The 21,098-nt window shown below is 42.8% G+C and carries 25 protein-coding genes; 14 read left to right on the top strand and 11 right to left on the bottom strand.

All coding sequences use genetic code 11. The features are described 5' to 3' along the window. Positions 1–14: 14 nt before the first annotated feature. Positions 15–878, bottom strand: a complete 864-nt coding sequence (locus OEV42_10430; GenBank protein MDH3974681.1) for a ParB/RepB/Spo0J family partition protein — start codon at positions 876–878, stop codon at positions 15–17. 5 nt (positions 879–883) lie between these two features. Beyond that, positions 884–1,648: an AAA family ATPase gene (locus tag OEV42_10425; GenBank protein MDH3974680.1), complete on the bottom strand. Its 765-nt coding sequence runs from the start codon at positions 1,646–1,648 to the stop codon at positions 884–886. Positions 1,649–1,911: 263 nt separating this feature from the next. On the opposite strand from OEV42_10425, the gene nosZ reads away from it, so the two are divergent. The 13 genes from nosZ (at position 1,912) to OEV42_10360 (ending at position 14,585) form a co-directional block, all read left to right on the top strand. Further along, a complete protein-coding gene (gene nosZ / locus OEV42_10420) occupies positions 1,912–3,801 on the top strand; it encodes a TAT-dependent nitrous-oxide reductase (protein MDH3974679.1) in 1,890 nt (629 codons plus the stop codon). A 298-nt stretch (positions 3,802–4,099) separates the two neighbouring features. Beyond that, the gene (locus tag OEV42_10415; protein ID MDH3974678.1) at positions 4,100–6,163 is read left to right on the top strand and encodes a 4Fe-4S binding protein; all 2,064 of its coding nucleotides are present in this window, start codon (positions 4,100–4,102) and stop codon (positions 6,161–6,163) included. Positions 6,164–6,171: 8 nt separating this feature from the next. Further along, positions 6,172–7,467, top strand: coding sequence for a nitrous oxide reductase family maturation protein NosD (locus OEV42_10410; GenBank protein MDH3974677.1), 1,296 nt, complete (start codon positions 6,172–6,174; stop codon positions 7,465–7,467). Continuing rightward, positions 7,460–8,368, top strand: coding sequence for an ABC transporter ATP-binding protein (locus OEV42_10405; GenBank protein MDH3974676.1), 909 nt, complete (start codon positions 7,460–7,462; stop codon positions 8,366–8,368). Before OEV42_10410 ends, OEV42_10405 begins: the two co-directional genes overlap by 8 nt. Continuing rightward, positions 8,368–9,192 carry an ABC transporter permease gene (locus OEV42_10400; protein ID MDH3974675.1) on the top strand — a complete coding sequence of 275 codons (825 nt, stop codon included), beginning with the start codon at positions 8,368–8,370 and terminating at the stop codon, positions 9,190–9,192. Before OEV42_10405 ends, OEV42_10400 begins: the two co-directional genes overlap by 1 nt. After that, complete coding sequence (locus tag OEV42_10395; GenBank protein MDH3974674.1) at positions 9,192–9,674, top strand: nitrous oxide reductase accessory protein NosL; 483 nt, start codon at positions 9,192–9,194, stop codon at positions 9,672–9,674. Before OEV42_10400 ends, OEV42_10395 begins: the two co-directional genes overlap by 1 nt. A 4-nt stretch (positions 9,675–9,678) precedes the next feature. Further along, positions 9,679–9,942, top strand: a complete 264-nt coding sequence (locus OEV42_10390) for a hypothetical protein (protein MDH3974673.1) — start codon at positions 9,679–9,681, stop codon at positions 9,940–9,942. Position 9,943: 1 nt separating this feature from the next. Further along, positions 9,944–10,279: a DUF6516 family protein gene (locus OEV42_10385; GenBank protein MDH3974672.1), complete on the top strand. Its 336-nt coding sequence runs from the start codon at positions 9,944–9,946 to the stop codon at positions 10,277–10,279. 17 nt (positions 10,280–10,296) lie between these two features. Further along, on the top strand, positions 10,297–10,524 hold the full coding sequence (locus tag OEV42_10380; GenBank protein MDH3974671.1) for a hypothetical protein: 228 nt from the start codon (positions 10,297–10,299) through the stop codon (positions 10,522–10,524). A 215-nt stretch (positions 10,525–10,739) separates the two neighbouring features. Then, a complete protein-coding gene (locus OEV42_10375) occupies positions 10,740–11,018 on the top strand; it encodes a hypothetical protein (GenBank protein MDH3974670.1) in 279 nt (92 codons plus the stop codon). A 214-nt stretch (positions 11,019–11,232) separates the two neighbouring features. Further along, positions 11,233–12,426: an aldo/keto reductase gene (locus OEV42_10370; protein MDH3974669.1), complete on the top strand. Its 1,194-nt coding sequence runs from the start codon at positions 11,233–11,235 to the stop codon at positions 12,424–12,426. 219 nt (positions 12,427–12,645) lie between these two features. After that, positions 12,646–13,590 carry a hypothetical protein gene (locus OEV42_10365; protein ID MDH3974668.1) on the top strand — a complete coding sequence of 315 codons (945 nt, stop codon included), beginning with the start codon at positions 12,646–12,648 and terminating at the stop codon, positions 13,588–13,590. Then, positions 13,590–14,585, top strand: a complete 996-nt coding sequence (locus OEV42_10360) for a DUF362 domain-containing protein (GenBank protein MDH3974667.1) — start codon at positions 13,590–13,592, stop codon at positions 14,583–14,585. The genes OEV42_10365 and OEV42_10360 overlap by 1 nt, the downstream gene beginning before the upstream one ends. Positions 14,586–14,601: 16 nt before the next feature. On the opposite strand, the gene OEV42_10355 is transcribed toward OEV42_10360, so the two are convergent. From OEV42_10355 to OEV42_10320, 8 genes are all read right to left on the bottom strand, one after another. Next, on the bottom strand, positions 14,602–14,979 hold the full coding sequence (locus OEV42_10355) for a hypothetical protein (GenBank protein ID MDH3974666.1): 378 nt from the start codon (positions 14,977–14,979) through the stop codon (positions 14,602–14,604). Between the two features lie 350 nt (positions 14,980–15,329). Further along, positions 15,330–15,914: a PEP-CTERM sorting domain-containing protein gene (locus OEV42_10350; GenBank protein MDH3974665.1), complete on the bottom strand. Its 585-nt coding sequence runs from the start codon at positions 15,912–15,914 to the stop codon at positions 15,330–15,332. A gap of 683 nt (positions 15,915–16,597) precedes the next feature. Beyond that, positions 16,598–16,798 (bottom strand): hypothetical protein, encoded by a 201-nt coding sequence (locus OEV42_10345; GenBank protein MDH3974664.1) that lies wholly within the window; start codon positions 16,796–16,798, stop codon positions 16,598–16,600. A 54-nt stretch (positions 16,799–16,852) separates the two neighbouring features. Beyond that, positions 16,853–17,092, bottom strand: a complete 240-nt coding sequence (locus OEV42_10340) for a BrnT family toxin (protein MDH3974663.1) — start codon at positions 17,090–17,092, stop codon at positions 16,853–16,855. A gap of 268 nt (positions 17,093–17,360) precedes the next feature. Continuing rightward, positions 17,361–18,083 (bottom strand): CPBP family intramembrane metalloprotease, encoded by a 723-nt coding sequence (locus tag OEV42_10335; GenBank protein MDH3974662.1) that lies wholly within the window; start codon positions 18,081–18,083, stop codon positions 17,361–17,363. A gap of 89 nt (positions 18,084–18,172) precedes the next feature. Next, entirely contained in the window at positions 18,173–18,637 is a 465-nt protein-coding gene (locus OEV42_10330; protein MDH3974661.1) for a GNAT family N-acetyltransferase, read from the bottom strand. 112 nt (positions 18,638–18,749) lie between these two features. Then, positions 18,750–19,064: a hypothetical protein gene (locus OEV42_10325; GenBank protein ID MDH3974660.1), complete on the bottom strand. Its 315-nt coding sequence runs from the start codon at positions 19,062–19,064 to the stop codon at positions 18,750–18,752. A gap of 575 nt (positions 19,065–19,639) precedes the next feature. After that, complete coding sequence (locus OEV42_10320; GenBank protein MDH3974659.1) at positions 19,640–20,020, bottom strand: GFA family protein; 381 nt, start codon at positions 20,018–20,020, stop codon at positions 19,640–19,642. On the opposite strand from OEV42_10320, the gene OEV42_10315 reads away from it, so the two are divergent. Continuing rightward, positions 19,982–20,110 (top strand): hypothetical protein, encoded by a 129-nt coding sequence (locus OEV42_10315; protein ID MDH3974658.1) that lies wholly within the window; start codon positions 19,982–19,984, stop codon positions 20,108–20,110. The genes OEV42_10320 and OEV42_10315 overlap by 39 nt on opposite strands. Before the next feature lie 364 nt (positions 20,111–20,474). Here OEV42_10315 and OEV42_10310 read toward each other — a convergent pair whose 3' ends face one another. After that, positions 20,475–20,957: a hypothetical protein gene (locus OEV42_10310; protein MDH3974657.1), complete on the bottom strand. Its 483-nt coding sequence runs from the start codon at positions 20,955–20,957 to the stop codon at positions 20,475–20,477. Positions 20,958–21,098: the final 141 nt, after the last annotated feature.

Here is a 21,098-nt window from a genome sequence, read left to right as displayed (position 1 = left end):
ATTAAAAAATATAGTTATAGACCGAGGAGTTCTATAATTCTGTCCAGTTCGTTTAATGAATAGAAGTCAACCTCGATCTTTCCCCTTTTCCCCTTTTTTATTATTCTTGTTTTTGTACCGAAAAATGAAGCAAGCCTGTCTTCAAGATTGTCCACGTTGGGATCCCTGACAGGCTCTTCTTTTTTATTGGCGGCAGGACTTTTTTCCATTTTTTTTGCCAGCGCCTCAGTCTCTCTGACGGACAATCCTTTTTTAATGATCTCTTTGCCCAGGGTGATCAAATTACCTTCCGATGTCACGGAAAGAAGTGCCTTGGCATGACCCAGGCTGATAGCGCCTGCCGATAAATCTTTTTTAATTTCATCGGGAAGTTTGAGTACCCTGAGATGATTGCTGACGGTGGCTCTGTCCTTGCCTACCTGCTTGGCCAGTTCTTCCTGCGTATAGGAAAATTCATCGATTAGCCTTTTATAACCTTCCGCTTCCTCTATAGGATTGAGATCGGCCCGCTGGATATTTTCAATGATGGCAATTTCCAGGCTCTCTTTATCAGAAACATCTTTTATGACGACGGGCACTTCTTTCAGACCCGCTTTCTGGGCCGCCCGCCACCTTCTTTCTCCTGCAATCAGTTCATAATCCTGCTCACCGCTTTTCCTCACAATGAGCGGCTGGATTATGCCCTTTTCCTTTACCGAGTTAATGAGCTCTTCAAGTTTCTCATGGTCGAAAACTTTTCTGGGCTGGTACTCGTTGGGATGGATGTTTTCAATGGGGCAAAGAAGGTAGACCTTTTTATTCCCCAATGGGCCCGTAGACTCGGAGCTTGGAAGAAGCGCGCCAAGGCCTTTTCCCAATGCCTTTCTCTTTTTTTCCAAAGGTTCTAGTTTCTCCTGTAAATGATTTCTTTGGCAAGTTCCAGATAGCTGGTAGCGCCCGTACAGCCTATATCATATAAAAGCACAGGCTTTCCAAAGCTGGGGCTCTCGCTGAGGCGAACATTCCTCGGTATGGTAGAGGTAAATATCTGCTCGTTAAAATGGTCTTTTACCTCTTCGGCAACCTGATGAGAAATATTATTTCGCTTGTCAAACATGGTGAGCAGAATACCTTCTATACTAAGATCGGGATTCAGTTGCTGTCTGATAAGGTTAATGGTGCGTAAAAGCTGGCTCAGTCCTTCCATGGCATAGAATTCACACTGAAGCGGTATGAGGACCGAATCAGCAGCCGTCAGCGAGTTGACTGTTAAGAGGCCGAGCGATGGCGGGCAATCGATAAGGATATATTCATACTCATCGAGAACCCCGGCTATGGCGTTTTTCAGGCGATTTTCCCTTGCAAAAGCGCCGACGAGTTCAATCTCGGCGCCGGTAAGGTGTGAGTTGGCCGGCGCTATATGAAGATAATCGAGGTCTGTCTCAATAATAACCTCGTTTATTTCAGCTTCCTCAATGAGTACATCATAGACGGTCTTGTCAAGTTGATCTTTATTAATGCCAAGCCCGCTTCCCGCATTGCCCTGAGGATCGATATCAACAATTAACGTCTTTTTTTCTGCTACAGCAAGGGAGGCAGCCAGATTAACGGTGGTAGTGGTTTTTCCTACCCCCCCTTTTTGATTAGCAATTGTAATTACCTTACCCAAAATACCTTTCCCGTACAATAAAAGTTAGCTTATAAAAATAGCACAAAATCGATTTTTTTAAAAAGAAAAAAATTTTGTAATTTTTTCTTGACTAGCATTTCTTATTGTGATTATATTTGGGTCATCTGTGCTGTTTATGCCTTATTGGTTGTTGGATTTGCAGCAGCTTTGGGTTTTTTGCAGTTTTATCATGGGCAGGCGGATTTTCGTAAAAGTTTTTTTATTGTTGTTTTTTAATTATTAAACATTAGGAGGATGGATTTATGGCAAAGGAAAAGAAAGGCAAGGGTCTAACCCGAAGAGGTTTTCTGACAACTGCTGCTGCCGGCACCGTTGTAGGCGCAGGTGTGGCGATGGGTCTTAAACCGACTGAAAGCCAGGCAAAAGAAGGGACGTTGAGCGCTCATGTGCCGCCTGGCAAGCTTGACGATTATTATGGTTTCTGGAGTGGCGGTCAATCGGGCGAGGTTAGGGTTCTCGGCGTTCCTTCCATGAGGGAGCTCAAAAGAATACCCATGTTCAATCACTGTAGCGCTACCGGCTATGGAACAACAGACGCATCGAAAAAGATTCTTATGAAAGGCGGCAAGGTCATGAGATCAGGCGATACTCACCACTGCCATCTCTCATACGACAAAGGCACCTATGACGGAAAATATGCCTATATCAATGACAAGCTCAATGCCAGACTTGGAAGGGTAAGGCTTGACTATATGGAGGCAGATGCCAGTGTCGACCTCCCTAACTGCCAGGGAACACATGGTATTTTCCCCATGAGAGTAAGAAAGGGCAAGACTTACTACGTATTCTGTAACTCGGAATTCAGAACGCCCCATCCAAACGAGGGTCGCGACATGGAAGATCCGACCAAATATAAGGCGTTCCATACTGCGGTTGATGGCGAGAAGATGAAGGTGAAGTGGCAGATTGCTGTTACGGGTAACCTGGATCTTTGTGCCACTGACCATGACGGTACACTTTCTATGGCAACGTGCTACAACTCGGAAGAGGCTGTTGATCTGGGCGGCATGATGGCCAAAGACAGGGACTGGGCTGTATTCTTCAATACCGCTAATATCGAGGCGGGACTCAAGAAGGGTGACTTCAAGAAGATTAACGGTGTAAGGGTTCTTGATGGAAGTAAAGGGACCTCTGGCCACGGGAAATACACAGTTTACGTGCCCGTACCAAAAAGCCCTCACGGAATCAACGTAACTCCTGACGGAAAGTACGCTATTTGCTCCGGCAAACTTTCTCCGACTTGTACCGTTATTGATCTCAAAAAAGTTCGTCAGGCCTTCAAAGGGAAGGTAAAGCCTGAAGACTGTGTTGTCGCCCAGCCTGAGGTCGGTTTGGGACCGCTTCATACGCTCTGTGATGACAGGGGGCATGCTTATACCTCTATCTTCCTTGATAGCCAGGTTACCAAGTGGAACATTAAAACGGCTATCAAGCAATATGCAGAAAAAGATCCTAAAAAGGCGAAGAAGATCAATCCGATTGTTGACAAGATCGACGTTCACTACCAGATTGGTCACCTTAATACCTCTATGGGTGAAACCAAGGATGCTGACGGAAAGTGGCTCGTTGCCCTTTGCAAATTCTCCAAGGATCGTTTCCTCAATGTTGGCCCAAGACGCTCCGATAACGATCAGCTCATTGATATTTCAGGTAAAAAGATGAGGCTTGTTCATGACGGTGCTGTTCACCCTGAGCCACATGACGCTGTTATCGTAAGAAGAGATCTTATCAATCCAAAGAAAATTTACGACCCCAACGACAAGATGTTCGATCAGTACAAGAAGTGGGCCAAGGAAGATAATGTTACGCTTGGCGCTGATGATAAAGTCGTACGAAAAGGCAAGAATAAGGTCAGGGTTTATATGAGTGCTGTTGCCCCCGAATACGGCATGACTTCTTTCAAGGTGAAGAAGGGAGATACTGTCCAGATTATCGTAACCAACAATGACGAAGTTGAGGATCTTTCTCATGCCTTCGCTCTTTGTAATCACGATGTCAATTTTGGCGTGCATCCCCAAGAGACCGTATCGGCTACCTTCAAGGCCAGCCAAAAAGGTATGTTCTGGTACTATTGTACCTGGTTCTGTCATGCGCTTCATCTCGAAATGAGAGGAAGGATGATTGTTGAGTAAATAATCATCTGGGAGCAGCTTTTTTAAAGGGCGTAAAGGTTATTTCTTTACGCCCTTTTTTTATTTGTATCATGAAGGATAACAGGAACCTTTCTTTCGGGAACGTTGTTATTTTTGCCTTGTAAGTAAGTGTTCACTTATGATATTCTTGGTGATGTCTTTAGTTTCATAGTTTAGAAGTTGCTAATTAAACTGAGGGGTAAGCGGTGTTTTTTTGTGTGAACTTCACCATTGATTGGTTGAGAATCAAAAAGCTTTCTGATAACATAATACAGTTAACTTTCGATAGGGGACAATTATGAAAAAATCATTACATATTATTTCTCTTTCTCTTGTTTTAACACTTGTCCTGTTTGTTTCCGTATCAAATGCGAGAGTCTTCCATAAAAAGCTCTCATCGGACATACTTAATGCTCCCGATCTGTGCGCGCATGTGCCCTGCAAAGAACTTATGCCTTTGGCCGGGGACTTTTCAGAGCGTAAGGGGAATCCCAAATATATTGAGGCCTATCAAACCATTGATGGCGCAAAAAAGACCATAGGCTACCTTTTTCTCTCCGTAGACATTGTAGATATTCCTGCCTATTCGGGGCAACCGATTGTTACGCTCATCTCCATGGATATGGAGGGAATCATAAAGGGCGTCAAAATTATTCAGCACAGTGAACCTATTTTGATGGTTGGTATTCCCGAAGAAGAACTCACCAGGTTTGCAGATCAATATATCGGCCTGAAGGTCGGCACAAAGACGAAGCTTGGTGACAGTGAAGACCCCAATGTAAAGACCCTCGATGCTGTGAGTGGCGCTACTGTTACGGTTATTGCCGAGGACCTGACTATTATGAAAAGCACCCGTCTCATTGCAGAACAGGTTGGGATAATTCAAGCGGTTTCCGGGATCAAGGGCCGTTTAATTGAAGACTTTACACCGATGTCCTGGAAGGCGTTGATTGATAAGGGTTTGCTCGGTCATCTTCGGGTAAACCCTGATGAAGTCGGTTATGAGCAGGCCAAAGAGGGAGAGGCCTGGATCGATATTTATTTTGGTTATCTTAACCTGCCTTCGGCCGGCCTCAACCTGATGGGAAAAAATAACTATCGATGGGTAAAAAAGGAGATAGAAAAAGGGGGACATGCCTTTGTTATTGTAAGCAACGGAGTCTCCTCTTTTAAAGGCTCTGGTTTTGTTCGGGGAGGTATTTTTGAGCGCTTCGGATTTGAACAGAGAGGCAATAACTTTACTTTCAGAGATCTTGATTATTACAATTTCTACGACATAGCAGCAGAAGGCGCCCCTGAATTCAAGGAGGGCGGCGTTTATATCATTCGGGAAAAAGGATTTTCTCCCTTTGAGCCCTTTGCCTTTAATTTTCTTTCAGCCCACGTTGTTGGTTCAATCGAAAGAAAATTCAACGTATTTAAATCGGAATACCAGCTTCCTGATAACTATATGGTTATCGAGAAAGTGGCAGAGGAAGATGAACCGGTATGGGTAGAGATCTGGAAAAGCAATATTGTCAGTGAAATATTCCTGATTATTCTTCTCATCATCATCCTTCTTCTCTTTACTCAGCGACTAAAACTCGTTCGTAACAGGGTGGCAGCCAAATGGACAAAGTATACCATTATGGCTATTTTCCTTGTCTTTATCGGTTTCTACAAAATGGCCGCTCCTTCCGTTACTCAGCTTATTACGGTTCTTCAAAAGTTTGTTGGAAACTTTGACTGGAGCCTCTTCCTTCTCGATCCTATGATCTTTATTCTCTGGTGGTTCATCGCTATATCTATTATCCTCTGGGGAAGAGGGATCTTTTGCGGATGGCTCTGCCCTTATGGAACGCTGACGGAATTTGCCTACAGAATATTCCACACCATTGTCCCAAATAAATTAAAGTTTGAATTCTCATACAAGGTACACAGCAAGCTTATGTATCTCAAGTATGTTATTTTCCTTGTCCTCCTTGGCCTTTCCTTCTACTCTATGGAAATGGCTGAGCGCTATGCCGAGATTGAACCTTTCAAGACGGCCTTTCTTGTGGGACTCAACAGGGAGTGGTATTATGTATTCTACTTCTTCCTTCTTCTTGCCTTTTGTCTTGTCAATTACCGGTTCTTCTGTAAGTACCTTTGTCCTCTCGGAGCAGGTCTTGCGATCCCCTCCACATTGAGCCTCTTCGGAATAAAGAGGAGGGAGTTCTGCACAAAATGTAATATCTGTGCAAAAGAGTGTGGTTCAGGTGCAATTAATGAAAAGGGAGAAATCAACATGAGAGAATGTCTCTATTGTCTTGATTGTGAGGAAAACTTTGTTGATATGGACAAGTGCCCACCGCTAGTAAAGAAAAAGAAAGGCTCTGCCTGAAAGCATAAATGCTGAATCTCAAGAAAATAAGGGGGGCATGGATATATCTTTGCCCCCTCATTTTTTGTATTTCCCTCCTTGAAGCGAAGGCCGCCACTTTAAAAGTAGGTAAAGGACATTCCTATGAGACTATTCAGGAGGCAATAGAAGCAGCCTCTGACAGCGACTCCATTGAAGTAAGTGCCGGTACATACCCTGAAAACCTTATTATTAATAAGCAGGTCACTTTGAGGGGCATTGATATGCCTGTCATTGATGGCGGCGGCAGGGGACATACGATTATCATTCAATCCCCCCATGTTATTCTTGATTCTTTCCGCGTAATCCGAAGTGGCGGTGACCTGGCCGAGGATGATTCATGCATATTCATAGAAGGAAAAGCTGAAAAAAGTGAAATAAGAAATAACCTTGTTGAAGATTGTGCTTTCGGTATATGGGCGAATGGTGCCAAAAGCGTGAAAATCATCAACAATCATGTTAAAGGGCGCAGTGGACTCATATCGCAAAAGCGGGGTAATGGTATACACCTTTGGAACGTAAAACATGGTGTTGTTGAAGCTAACCATGTGGAAGGGGCCAGAGATGGAATCCTGGTCTCTATTACGAGAAAGACGCTTATAAAGAACAATAAAATCCACGATTTAAGATATGGCATCCACTACATGTATGCTGACTTCAACAGGGTCGAAGGCAACGTAACATACAATAATAAGGCAGGTCTTGCCATAATGTTTTCCAAAGGACTTGAAATTGAATCGAATTACTCTTATGATAACACCGAATTCGGACTTCTTTTCAGGGATATTTTCAAGACGAAAGTACACAAAAACGTGTTGGCCAACAATGAAAAAGGCCTCTTCATTTACAATTCCCTTTTTAATGAAATATGGGAGAACATTGTCGTGGGAAATGACATCGGGTCCCATGTCTGGGCGGGGTCTGAAGACAATAAGGTCTACGACAATTCTTTTATAAGAAACAAGACCCAGGTTAAATATGTAGGTATGAAGGATGAAAAGTGGACTTATGAGGGGAAAGGCAACTATTGGAGTGATTACATGGGTTGGGATATCGATGGTAACGGCAAGGGTGACAAGCCTTATGAAGCCAATACCGTCATGGAGCGGCTCATATGGGCCTACCCCATGATTAAACTGCTGTTTAACAGTCCTGCTGTTCAGACCTTAAGGATGGCTGAAAGCCAGTTCCCCATTTTGAGACAAAAAGGGATAGTTGATGATGCGCCGCTCATGAGACCGGTAAACAATGAATGGAGAAAATGGGTTGGCAGAGTTAATCATTGATGTAGAAAATATAAGTAAAAGTTACGGCCACGTGGAGGCCGTAAAGGGGGTCTCCTTTGCCATAAAAAAGGGGGAGCTTTTCGGTCTTATCGGGCCAAACGGCGCCGGTAAAACGACGCTTTTCAAGATGCTTTTAGGACTTCTTAAACCGACAACGGGAACGATCAGGGTGATGGGAACCGATGTATCTGAAGTCTGGAGCCGGGAAGTAAGGGCACACACAGGCTACCTCCCGGAGAATATTGCTTTTTACGATCATTTAAGCGGTCTTGAAACACTCCTTTTTTATGCCAGGCTAAAAGGTGCCCCAAAGAGTGAAGTCTCTGAACTGCTTGATCTTGTAGGCATGACGGAAGCGGCCACAAGGAAGGTGGGAGAATATTCAAAAGGGATGAGACAGCGCATAGGGTTGGCCCAGGCGCTTCTCGGCAAACCGGAAATCCTTTTTCTCGATGAACCGACAACCGGTCTTGACCCTGAAGGGATCGGCGCATTTTACAATATATTGAATGACGTTAAGGCACGGGAGGTAACTATCGTACTAACATCCCATATATTAAAGGAAATTCAGGACCGCGTCGACCGCCTTGGTATTATCGGAGGAGGAAAGCTTCTCGCTTCAGGAAGTGTAAAGGAACTTAGAGCTGCTCTTGGGCTGAGATCCACCGTACGTGTTTTTGTGAAGGATAAGGTTCATGCCGTCAAAGAGGCAGCCATAAAGGCCGGGGGAGAGATAGCTTCGTTAAAAGAGAACCTCCTTCTTGTTAATTGTCCCAACGGAAGCAAGATGGTGCTTCTCAAGGAACTCATGAAAGAAGGACATTTGATAGCCGATATAGAGTTTCATGAACCTTCCCTGGAAGATGTTTTTATGGGTTATGCCATGGGAGGAGAGGTTTAATGTCACCGGTCCTAATCTCAACGGTAGCCGTCAAGGAATTTAAAAATAGTATCAGGAACCGGTGGATAATAGGTGTCTCCCTTATCCTGGCAGTAATGGCCCTTGCTATTTCCTACTTCGGTTTTTCGCCGAGGGGAGAAACGGGATTCGGCGGCTTTGATGTTACCATCGTCAGCCTTGCCAGCCTGGTTACATACCTCATTCCTATTATAGCGCTGACCCTCGGATTTGATACGGTCGTCGGTGAAGCAGAGGGAAAGACGCTGGAACTTATTCTGACCATGCCCATTAACAAGTTTGAGCTATATCTTGGCAAGTTTATCGGCCTCTCTCTCTCTATTGTTACGTCTACCGTAGCCGGCTTCGGAATTGCAGGCGCCATTATCGCCTGGAAATCGGGTACGGAACATATCAGTGATTACATCTTTTTTATTATTTCAGCTATCCTGCTGGGCCTGGCCTTTTTAAGCCTTGCTCTCATGATTTCTGTCATGGTAAAAGAACGTTCAAAAGCAATCGGATGGGTAATTTTCTTCTGGTTTTTCTTTGTCCTCATCTTTGATCTGGTACTCATCGGTATTCTTGTTGCCACTGAAGGTAAGATAAGCACATTTCTTTTCTCGGCACTTCTTTATGCCAACCCTGCCGATCTTTTCAGACTTTTAAATCTAGCCTCCATTGAGAGTGTAAAGACTGCCTATGGACTTGCTACGATTACGAAAGGAAAGGCTTTTAGCCAGCCCTTCCTCTATGGTGGAATGTTTATCTGGATAATCTGGCCGCTTCTTGCAGGATATTTTATATTCAGACGAAGGAATTGCTGATGAAAAAGAGTGTTATTGTTCTCTTGTCTTTATTATCCTTTTTGACTGCCTGTGAGGAAGAGAAGAAAGAAAAGGTTGTCATTGAGCCCGGAAAGATATCGGGCATTGAGGAGTGTGCACTTGACGGGATGATTGTTGGTAATTATCCGGGGCCAAAGGCACAAATAGTATACAAAGCAGATGGAAAACAAGTCTTTTTCTGCGAAACGAAGGAGCTCTTTTACGTTTATGCCGAACCGGGTAAAGAGGCACAGGTAGCGGCCCTATTTGTACAAAATACAGCAACTACGGATTGGGAAAAACCGGTGGGAAGCTGGATTGATGCGCAAAAGGCTTATTACGTTGTTGGCGCCTCTATTCAGGGTTCTATGGGCCCGACCTTTGCACCCTTTGCCGACAGGGAGTCGGCCAGGCCATTTATAAAAAAATATGGCGGAGAAATCAAGACATTTGATGAAATTATTAAGATGATTGGAGGATAAAAGAATGAGGGATTTTTTTGATGATATTGAAACAGGTTTGAAAACAAAGCTTTCCGGCGTTTACAATGAAATGCTTGCACTCAGGGAGCACCGTGCCGGTTTGCTTGAACCCTATGACCTGGGAAGAACCGATGAACTGCTTGATAAGATTAAAAGTGGAGAAATTAGTGAGCATCCGGCCTACGATCACTATCTTGCGGTACAAGCCATTACTAAGGAACTTGAGCCGATGAGGGAAAAGTGTCAAAAGATACTGGAGGAAGCGTAATATGAGTTCTATTCATGAAGACCTGGTAGAATTATTAAATAATGAACTGGCTTCGCTTCTTGATGGAGAACCGCAGTTTCTTTATGATGGTATTCAAGTGAAACTTAAGTCGGGGCCTGACTTGCAAATAATTTACCCGAGCGCTGAGGAATATGTTTTTTCATGGGAACAGGATAGCATTACCTTAAGAATAGATACAGCGCCCCTACATAAAAAGTTGTCAACCTTTCCCAACCATTTCCACAGTGGTGATGAAGTAAAAGATGACAACATAACGAGCATTCAAAACAGCCCTGGGGAGAACCTGGAAAAGGTTCTCCGGTTCATCGGCGGATAATCCGGGTATCTTGTTTAATGATTATTGCTGTAGAGGCCTATAGCGGTCATAAGGCGAATGAAAGGCCTCTGGCTATCAGGCTGGATGAAAAACGCCTTGAGGTGGTAGATATCCTTGACAGGTGGTACGGTGAAGATCATGAATATTTCAAGATAAAAGCAGAAGATGGCTGCCTGTATATTATCCGCTATGACCGGATAAACGATCTCTGGGAACTGACCCTGACGGAGGGTGATGAAGAATAGACCATCGAAATCAGTTCCTGTGCGGCAAAGTACTTGACAGACAAAAGCCTGAATTGATAAGTTCGTTATTATGGATTCAGGCAGACAACTTTAATCGTGAAGACAGGCTTTATATGTAAGATAAAAGCTTAAATAACAAGGTCCGTTCCCTTCTGTTGGGAATCGGGCTTTTTTGTGTATATTTCGATGTTAATTCTTTTGTTACGGGGGGGCAATTGAAAGTGCAATTAAAAACGGTACTCAAGCTTGACAAGATTGGTTTTTCCTTAAGTATTCTCATGGTATGTTATCTTGCCGGCTTTCATCTATTGATACCCCATGAGGGAGCACTGCGGGAGCAAAACCCCGGCCTCTCTCATATGCTCCCTCTTATATATGCCATGATCATGTCGCTCCTTTGCGGGCTGAATGTTCTCAAAATCCGCAAAATCAGAAAAAAGTTTATTAAGCCGCACCATCGTCAAAACTATTCAGAACTTCCTGACCAGACTTGATCCGGCTCTGGCTCCTATATCTCGGCAAAGCTTGTAGCGAGGTTGACAAAAAGGCACGTTATGCCAGGTTTTTAAAACCAGGGGCAGGGTGTGGGAAGACCATAAGGTAAAGATCATTTGCCTTGACATGGCATCCTTTGTCCGATAGCTTTTTTATGTAGCAGTTATTGCTATGTTTAGATTAACCCTATAGAGGTTATAAAGGAGGTCTGTTATGAAACGCAGGGATTTTCTGAAAGGGGTGGCGGCAGCGGGTGGGGCGGCAGCTTTAGGTCTTCCGGGAAAGAGTGCAGCGGCTGGCAAGGCATCGGTCAAAGCCTATAAGGAGATAGGCAAAACAGGGCTAAAAATGAGTGACATTTCTTTTGGCTGCGGTAAGCTCAGTTCCGCTTCCCTCATTGCCCGCGCTATGGATCGCGGTATTAACTACTTCGATACGGCGCCAGATTACGGCAAAAGTGAAAAGGTTCTGGGCCAGGCCATAAAGAAGCTTAAAAAACGTGACAAGATGATCATCGCGTCCAAATTCTGCAATCCTCCTTCCTATCCGGCTCATCTCAAAGCAGGCAGTCCAAAAAAAGAGTACATATCAGTCGTAGAGGGGAGCCTGAGTCGGCTCAATACGGACTATCTCGATTTTTGCTTTGTTCATGCCCTCGGGGAAATGGGTGATACAGTCGAAGATGAGAAAAAACGCCTGCTCGATGAGAACCTTCTTTCCGCTGTCGATCAACTTAAAAAAGAGGGAAAAATAAAATACCTGGCTGCTTCATCTCATGGTCCGGTCAATATGGAAGCGCTTCTAATGGCCGCTGTTAAATCAGGCCACTACGACATGATCATGCCTGCCTTCAATTTTATGAAATTCCCCAAATTGCCCGATGTCATCAGGGAAGCAAAAAAAAGAGGCGTCGGTGTTGTAGCCATGAAAACACTTGCAGGCGCCAAGGAGTCCGACTTTGATTCAAAAGGGCAGTCCTTTGCCCCGGCGGCTTTAAAGTGGGTTCTTAGCCATTCTGAAGTGGATGGACTTGTCGTTACCATCAAGTCTGTTGGCGATATGGGTGAATACCTGCAGGCCTCGGGAAAGAATCTTACCAAAGCGGATGCCGAGGTATTAAAAAAATATGAAGCAAAATACAGCAGCAGCTATTGTCGTACGGGCTGTGGAGAATGTGTCGGCAGTTGTCCCTCGGGCGCCGGGATTGCGACCATTCTGCGCTACCAGATGTATTTTGAAAATTATGGTATGGAAAAGAGGGCCATGGAGGGTTACGCTAAACTTGATGGTAACGCTGAATGTTGTGTAAGCTGTGAAGATGATGCCTGTGAAAAGGCCTGTCCTTATGGTCTTCCTGTGGCTTCCATGTTGAGGCGGGCACATGAGGACTTGAGTTTGAAGGTGTAAGCTCTGTTTGAAAGTATTTGGACACAGATTTTTACTGATTAGTCATGATTTTCACAGATGATGTTTCCTGTATTTGTCATTTCGACTAGAGAGAGAAATTTTTTTTATTGGATTAAGTAACTCTGAAGATTTCTCCCTTTGGTCGAAATGACATTTTATTATTTTAAAGACTATCAAGAATTATCATAACCAATCAGTGTCAAATAAAAAAGAGGCCCCGTGTCTGCTGAATCCCAACCATCTACAATGCTCTATAGGTATCTCCTCCTTCTGCTTCTTCCTCTTATAGCGACTGTTATCTACATGGATGGCCGGCGTTATGACCCGGGCCTGATTGATTTCAGCAAAAGCGAAGAAGAGAGCTCACCCCTGCTGTCTTTTTTCCCTGAAAAAGAAGGCGCTATGGCGCGGCAAGGAAGGGTGAGGATTTTTACAAAAGATAATCTTTACGAACACATCAACGGTCATGCCGAATATTTTATCTCGGCAGGCTTTAAAAGCCTTGCCGTTGCCGAATATGGAGAACCGGCAGATAAGGTTTGCTGCACGGCTGATGTTTACGACATGGGCACAGCCGCCAATGCCTTTGGCGCCCTCATGGGGGAAATTTCCGATGACTTTACAAAAATCGACAGGGGTTTTATGGGCTTTGTCTCTCCCCGTATGCTCTCTTTTTCAAAAGGGCCTTATTACGTAAAGGTCAGCGCCTTTACCGGGGGCGCGCCCTTAGAATCTATGGCCATCATGATTGAAAAAGCCATGGGGGAACTAAAAACGGAAATCCCCCAGCTTAAACGCTTTCCCGAAACCAAAGCAATTGCCGCTTCGCTCCGCTTCTTTAAAGAGGCCTATCGTGGCATTGATTTTTTAAATAATGTATTTGAAAAAGACTACCTTATAGGGAGCAAACAACTCACTGTCGCCCTTATGGAAGGAGATAGAGAAGAGCTTGATAAAAGGGTTTTACGCCTTCTCGGATTTTTGAAAAATGAAGAGATAGATTATGAAGAAATAATGCTGGGGCAAAGCCCTTACTATCATGTTAAAGACCCCTTTGAGGGAGACTGGCTTCTCCTGCCGGGAAATGGGCAGTTTTTTATGGTTTATGGCATGGACGAAGGTGGCGTTGATGAGATTTTTTTAAGGGAGCTGTTGGAAAAATAATGACTTCGAAGAATGATAAAGCAGAAGGGGCCATAGACCGGCGAACCTTTATCAAAAAGGCAGCTATTACCGGCAGTGCCGTAGCGGCTACCGGTGTCTGGGGCTATCTTTTTTACAGTGATGTTCCGGTCAGGGAAAAGGCTGAAAAGATATACAGCTTCAAGGATTTTAGAATAGCCCCATCGACCCTTTATCCTGACCTTGCCGTTGCAAGGGGGACCGATGTTGAGCAAATGGTAAGAGGCGTTATGGAAAAGCTGGGTGGAATGGCCCGTTTCATTACACCGGGAGACTCTGTTCTTATTAAACCCAATGCCGCCTGGGACCGTCAGCCCGAGCAGGCAGCCAATACCAATCCCCTTGTCGTGGGCGCTGTTGTGAAATTATGTATCGAGGCCCGCGCCTCCGGCGTCATGGTGACCGACGTTTCAATCAATGACCCTTACCGTACCTTCGCCCGTTCAGGCATCGAAAAGGCAACCCTTCAGCGGGGAGGAAAAATTGCCTACCCTTCGGACAACGATTTTATCCAGACCGATATGAAGGGGGAACTCCTAAAGGTATGGCCCGTCTTCGCTCACTATCATAAAGTCGATAAGATAATCAACATACCCGCTCTCAAGCACCATTCACTGAGCAAGGCAACCCTTGCCATGAAGAACTGGTACGGTGTCCTCGGGGGCAGGCGTAACCAGCTGCACCAGGATATCAATACCTCCATTGCCGACCTTGCATCCGCCGTAAGGCCCACCCTCACCGTCATGGATGCCACCCGGGTGCTTAAACGAAACGGCCCCACAGGGGGTAATCTTTCCGATGTGTCCATCGAAAACACCATCATGGCAGGCCTTGATGAGGTTGCTATCGATAGCTGGGCGCTACAGTTTCTTGACCTTAAAGCCGATGAGATTCCCTACCTGAAAATGGGTGAAGAGCGGGGCATCGGCATAAGGGACTGGAAGTCGCTTAATGTGGCCGAGGTTCAGCTGGGATGAAGAAATATGATTAGCGTCAGGGCTGAATAATAATGCCAATACTCTCTCTCGTCTCCCTGTAATTTGTCTGATCAGCATGAATAGTAACTCTATGATTTCCCACACCAAGAGTAGAAGCAGGGAGTTCCCAGGTATACCGGCAATAAGAAACTTCTGTGCCGTTACTTTTATCGAGCCCCAGGTCTGAAGCTTCTGATGTCCACCACCAATGGGCGCAATTGCAGTCTTCCCCGCCACAACCGGACTCCCCTCCCCGGATCTCGGCTTCCAGATGAATAGTCGAGCCTTCGACGAATATTGACCCATCGGCCGGCTCATGTATGGTTAAACTGTGAGCGCATCCAGACAACAGGAAAAGAAAAAGAAACAAGTGCATGGGAATGTTTTTTTTCATGAAAATACCTCCTTTTTTCACTTTCTACCGGGATTACTGTGTTTGTAAAGTGATCGCTATTTTTGAATTAAGCTGAATCCCCTCCCTTTAAACAGTAAAAAGCCCACAACCTGAATCAATCCAGGTGCGGGCCTTTAATTACAATCGAGCTTTAATGAATTCCCCATTTCCTTCCCCCTTCCAGTTTACCCGACCGTTCTATTAAAGATACCATACACTTGCAAGAAAAAAAGTGTATTTTCTTTTTTTGACAGGGAAGAAAAAAAATATTTTAAAAATGAGGGGGGAAAAGGTGTAAAAAGTGGGGGCCTGTATACTCATACAGGACCCCCTTTTTTCAGGATGGTTAGCTATTTGCGGCTTCCCTTACGTCGTATGAAAGCCAGCCCGGCCAATCCGCTGCCTAATAAGACTACCGTTGCCGGTTCAGGCACCGGCTGGCTGCCGTCCCATCGTCCCAATTCCGTATGAGCGTATCCCTCGGTTCCCCAGATGAACACCATCTCACCTGCAGTGAAGTCGGGGTTCAAATAAGCGTCACCAAAGGTAACCGTTACCTGGCGGGACGTTGCTATCCCCGCCGCCAGGTCGGTGGTATATTGCGTCCATGTGTATGGGCGATTGGGACCTGAGTAATCGTAATCGCCTGTATTGCCGCTACTTTGTATCGTCATACCGTCAAAAACCGTGTTTGACCATGTGTTCGCTGTATAACCCGTGACTCCCGCCCATATATCTCCCGTATATAATATTTCGAAGGTGTTCGGTATTATGGAAGGAATTGTATACCCACTCATATCACCATTAACGGTAAAGGTAACGGAATTACTCGTCATGCTTACATCCGAGAAGATGAGGGCGGCATTCGCTGCACCAGACCATCCACTTAATCCCAATATTACTGCAAAAAGTACTGCTCTTACCTGTTGTTTCATGATTTAACTCCTTCAACTTTAATTTTGGCCGTTATGTAATCTCAACAGCTATCTTGTGGCGCAGGTATGATGCATTTTTCGTACCGTAATCATAACCGCTTGAATTGGCGGGATTTTTTAAAAAAAGCTTCCAGCGTATTTGTGAAAAGTGTAAAAAAAGATGACACTCTCATTTGTCTTTAGAATATTTATTGTGCAGTTGAAGGGCTTTACTTTAGCAAAGGTATAGACATTACACTGTCATTGTGATTCTTTGTCCAAAAGTCGAATTGTAAAATAAGTTGACACTTTTATTTGATAATGCGTAATTTATTTGATCTGTCGCATCACTGCTTTGCAGATGAAGTTCTGAATTTTCTATGGCAAGCCGGTACGTGCTGTGCCCCTTCTCTTTCCTTAAGCGGGTCAGCATCCTGCCAATTTTAACATTATCATATTTTAACTCTTTGCCGGCTTCGTAGTGCGCGCCGTGTTCATGAAAGCATTCATTAACAGATTGGTAAGAGAACCCTGATAATCGAGCGCATGGCGCACGCTAAATATAACTTAAAATAAAAATTGGTCTGGCCCCGTTGTACGTGGAAAGATATGTTGGTCAAATGTTAATTAGGTGAAATATGAATAATGCTCTGAAAAAAATCTATCGGTGGGAATAATTTTTTGAATAAATATTGAGAGAGAAATTATTTGCTGTAATCAATAATCTGCATGTCCGTTTTGATAAGATCATTGACAACTTGCGACATGTCTATCTTTTTCTTCGCGGCTATTCTCTCCACAAATGCAAGTGTTTCCGGCTCCAGGTAAATAGGGAGGTTAAGGCGCGCATTAGGTCTGGAAAACTTTCCTCTTTCTCCTTTAGAAAAATCATATTCTTTTTTCATTTCCTTATGCCTCATATTGTCTTTCTTCGTTCCTTGTCGCTTTTCGACTGGAAATTATCTTATAGTAGCTGAATTCCTTCCTTGTTCCTTGTAAGTATGGCAGACAGCGAGCAAACTGTTTTTTGTAGACAATCCCATCGTAATCCATCTTTCTTCTTCCATGCTATGATCTTCATCATATATGGTTATTGCTATTGGGTCAAGAAATACGGACGATGCTTCTTCAAAAGTAACTCTATGTTTTTCTTTATTAATAACAGCTTTGCGCGGATCCCACTCGAAGTTTAATTGCAATAATTTATCCTGCCTTAATTCAAGTTCTCTTTAATTATGTTTACATGTATACATGAATATTAATCCCGATGCAAACCAAAAGGCAACTGCCGGTTGAGGGTTAAAAAACTGAAACGGGTTGCTGGTGATTAATTGAAAATTGATAATAGAGAACAGGAAATTATCAAGGATTAATTCAGTAAGAGATAAGGGTTCCCATTTTTAGTCCGCCTTTGAAAAAGTAGTAGGTAATTGGGGACTGGGGGATTCATTCCTCCCGGCTACCCGATTAGCCATTTTCAACCATCCGCCCGCTAGAAATATTACTTAACATAAAGCCGATATAAATTACCACATCTTGTATGAAATGTATTAGCCATGCCCAAAAAATACCTTCTGTTTCTATAACTGATTTGGCAAGAAACCAACCAAGAAAGCCAGCCATTAACATGCCAATTAATCCGTGCGGCATTCCTCCAAAATGAGCAAGCCCAAAAAAAGCGGCTGATATTAGAATGATATTACTTGTATCAAGTACGCCATATAGAGGTGAAACCAGCCCTAACCTAAAAATAGCCTCTTCTGAAAATGAATTTGTTAAAGAAAAAATTATAATCCAAAATATATACGGTGAAAGTTCTTTAAAATGTACTTTTAATTTCCTGAACTGAATATATACAAAACTAAATGTTCCAAGCGTAATAATTATACTTAAATATAATCCTGCAAATATCCATGTTTTATTTTCACCAATACCAAACCACCTGACTGGTTCAGCATGAGCGGATAAATCTCCACTTGAGAAAAACAACCAAAAGTTTTGAGGGTTTTGTAAATATACAAAAAATAGAACAATGAATGATAGCAATAATAGAGATGCCTGATATTTGGCATGATTATTTAAATATGCGTTATCACCTAGTTTAATATTTACCTTCGAAGATACCCTATTCAATTGAAATATACTCATTATTGCAATAGAAACTATTATTAGTGCGGTAGCTATTTCCATGGATACTTCCTGTTTTTTATGGCTAATGCTCCCCATGACCGGATGGAAATGGAGCGCAGCGGAATTGCCGGTCCGAGTTGATGCGACTGTTATGTTATTGTACTTCCCGTTTTTTCCATATAAATCAATGAAACGGATTCATTTACGATTTCTTCCTTGAATGGCTTGTACCCCAGTCTTTTGTAAAGACGTACATTCCCCATGCTCTTTGTTCCTGTAAATAATTCATACCTTTGCGCACCGTAAAAATAGACTTCTATAGCATTCATTAGCTTGCTTCCAATACCTTTCCCTTGCCATTCGGGATGAACAATTAATCGGCCTATAAAACAGGAATCACTGTCAGAGTATGCCCTCACTGATCCAAGTATGTCTTTTCCATAAATAGCTTTGAGAAAAACCAGATTTTCGAATTCTCCCTTTATCTCTTCAATGGTCTGTGTCAATGGAGGAATACTGTAATCTTGGTAAATTGCTGCCTCACTTTGATATGCCAGCTTCTGGAGGCTTAAAATCTGCTCCGAATCTTCAATATTGGCTAAAGTAATATCCATTATCGTTTTTTAGCAATATAACAAAATAGCTGAGGGGCTTGCGGGGTTAAAGGCAAGACCTTTGAGCTTTAAAAATAATTTTAAATTAACTACGTTCAAATCAAACGCCCTGTTAATAAGTTCCTTGCAGTGGCTGGTTGGGCATCTCAAATTCACTTGCTATTTTTTCAAACGCCTCAAGGCCTAGAGGTCTTTTCGAAAACAAATGATTTAACGTTAAAATGTCAACAACCTCTATCTCTTGGTCTTTGCTCACCTCCGCCAATACCTCCAATGGAATAAAGTTTTCTTCATCCAATTCTGTTTTCTTTTTAAACAGGGCATTGGTAAAATCGCCACCGGCATTATTAAAAACCCGAATACCCTTCTTTGGTAAACAAACAGAAGAAAAGTCTACTCCACTTACAAAGCTGACATTGTCAAGCATAACAGCACTAAGGTCACAATTATGAAATTCAGTAATTTCTTTAGGGTTTCCTCCTTTGTTCCCTATAAATATAAGATTCTTAAATTTACCACTAAACTTTCAATCCCGGAATCTGAGATTATGCATTAAGCCGCTTTGAATGGTTACGTTAGTGAATTCACAGCTTTCAAACCTGCCATCGCTGAACCCGGAATATTTGCCAGTAAATTTTGTATTTATCCACTTACAATTGTAATAGTGAGTATTAAAACCTATGTGACAATTTTTGAAATGGCAATTTTCCCATATACAGTCATAAAAAATGAGATTATTAAATGAAATGTCATCAAACAGTACCTTATAAAATATTTCATCCCTAAATTTCTTCCGAAGGAATTTATTGCCCCACCATTTTTTCCATTCTCTTTTATCAATTACTTTCATTTTCTATTTTTTGACTGCAACCATCGCTTTAGCTCAGGGGAGTGCGGGTTAAGAGCAAATCCTCTGAACTGGAATTAAGATTTTAGAAAGCAACAAATTCGATTCAACACTCCTACCAGCAAGTCCCTTGCAGTGGCGGGGTTAGCAATTGTTTAATTTTTTTTAGGTGGAAGTTCCTCATGTTTTGGTAGTGAGTCTGTATCTTTATACCAACTGGCTCGTGAGCCGCAAAATATATTTTGAGATGGCCTGATTTGAGGGTCTCCATCAAGTGTGCCAGCTGGTATGACTACTACCTTACCTTTCTTCTCCAACCAGGGCAAGGATGACCCACACTTCTTGCAAAATGACGTTGCAAAGTGTTTAGCCCCGTTTAGTTCAAATCTTCCAATGTAATCTTCACCATTTACCCAGCTAAAATCATTTGGATCAACCATGAGATTTGAAGCGAATGCGCTTCCAGTGAATTTCCTGCATCGCGAGCAATGACAATAATGGAATATACCAATATCGCCTCTGATTTCATATGTCACCTTCTTGCAGAGGCAACTTCCGGTAACTTTATTCTTAGGCATGTTGTTTCTTCGATTGATAACGAGACTGTAGAAAAACCCTGTTTGTAGAACTCCCCTCACCACAGCCAATAATTAAATTTAATAACTTATCTTTATCTCAATCATTACCTTTTTTCAAGAATATATTGTCTGATTTCTCAATATTATGAACCATGCAGTACAACTGCCACTGACCCTGGACTTTTTGTCTGCCTCTCAGACTGAGAAAAAGGGGATAGTTTTCTTTTCCTTTTGATCAGCAGGTAGCGGGGGTGAAGAAATGCGGAATCCGGGTTATTTTATTTACAGCTTGATCAATAGGAATGCACTTGATGCGGATGGATCGTCCTTTTTTCTTGCTAACAGATACATTTTGCCATTAACAGGGGTACTTCTAATGGGCGACCCCTTATTATTATTTATCTTTGTCTTGTTATGCGTATTTTTGATGTAGCCACTCATTATAAAGAGCATTCCATTTTTCAATTGGCACAACTTGATTTTCCTCAAATATTGCCCAGCCATCGACTTTTAATGATAAATATTCTAAATCATTTTTGATTTCAGGGGTCAAATCTGCAAATTCATCGTACCCACTGATGCAAAAAGGATTACCTTTTATGGCATGCCAAATCTCATATTCAATGTCTTTATTCCAGCTTGAACATATCCAGTCATTAGATATCTGACTTATATATTCTGTTAATAATTCATACCAATTTTCTTCAATTTTATGATTAGGTTCATAATGACGCAGTAATGTTACGTAAATATATGGATTACCCGTTGCTTTTGCTACTTCAATTGGTGATCTATTACTCTCACTTGCTTGATTTAATAATTCAGGATTAGCTGTAATTAATTCAAGAACTCCATTTTGATCATGTTCGAGTATTTTAGATATAAGTAAATTCATTTCTGTTTCTTACGCATAACAATTAGCGTTTTATCTGTAGTGCCAGCGGCATTAACAGATAAAATGAGGTTGAACTTAGCCGCTGGATTTAATGTTACATCTATACTCTATCTCTATGGGGATTGCAAACAGATTTTAGCT

The organism is Deltaproteobacteria bacterium, from assembly GCA_029860075.1.
GTDB lineage: Bacteria > Desulfobacterota > JADFVX01 > JADFVX01 > JADFVX01 > JAOUBX01.
The sequence above is the reverse complement of the archived record's forward strand: the minus strand, read 5'-3'. Positions and strand labels throughout refer to the sequence as shown.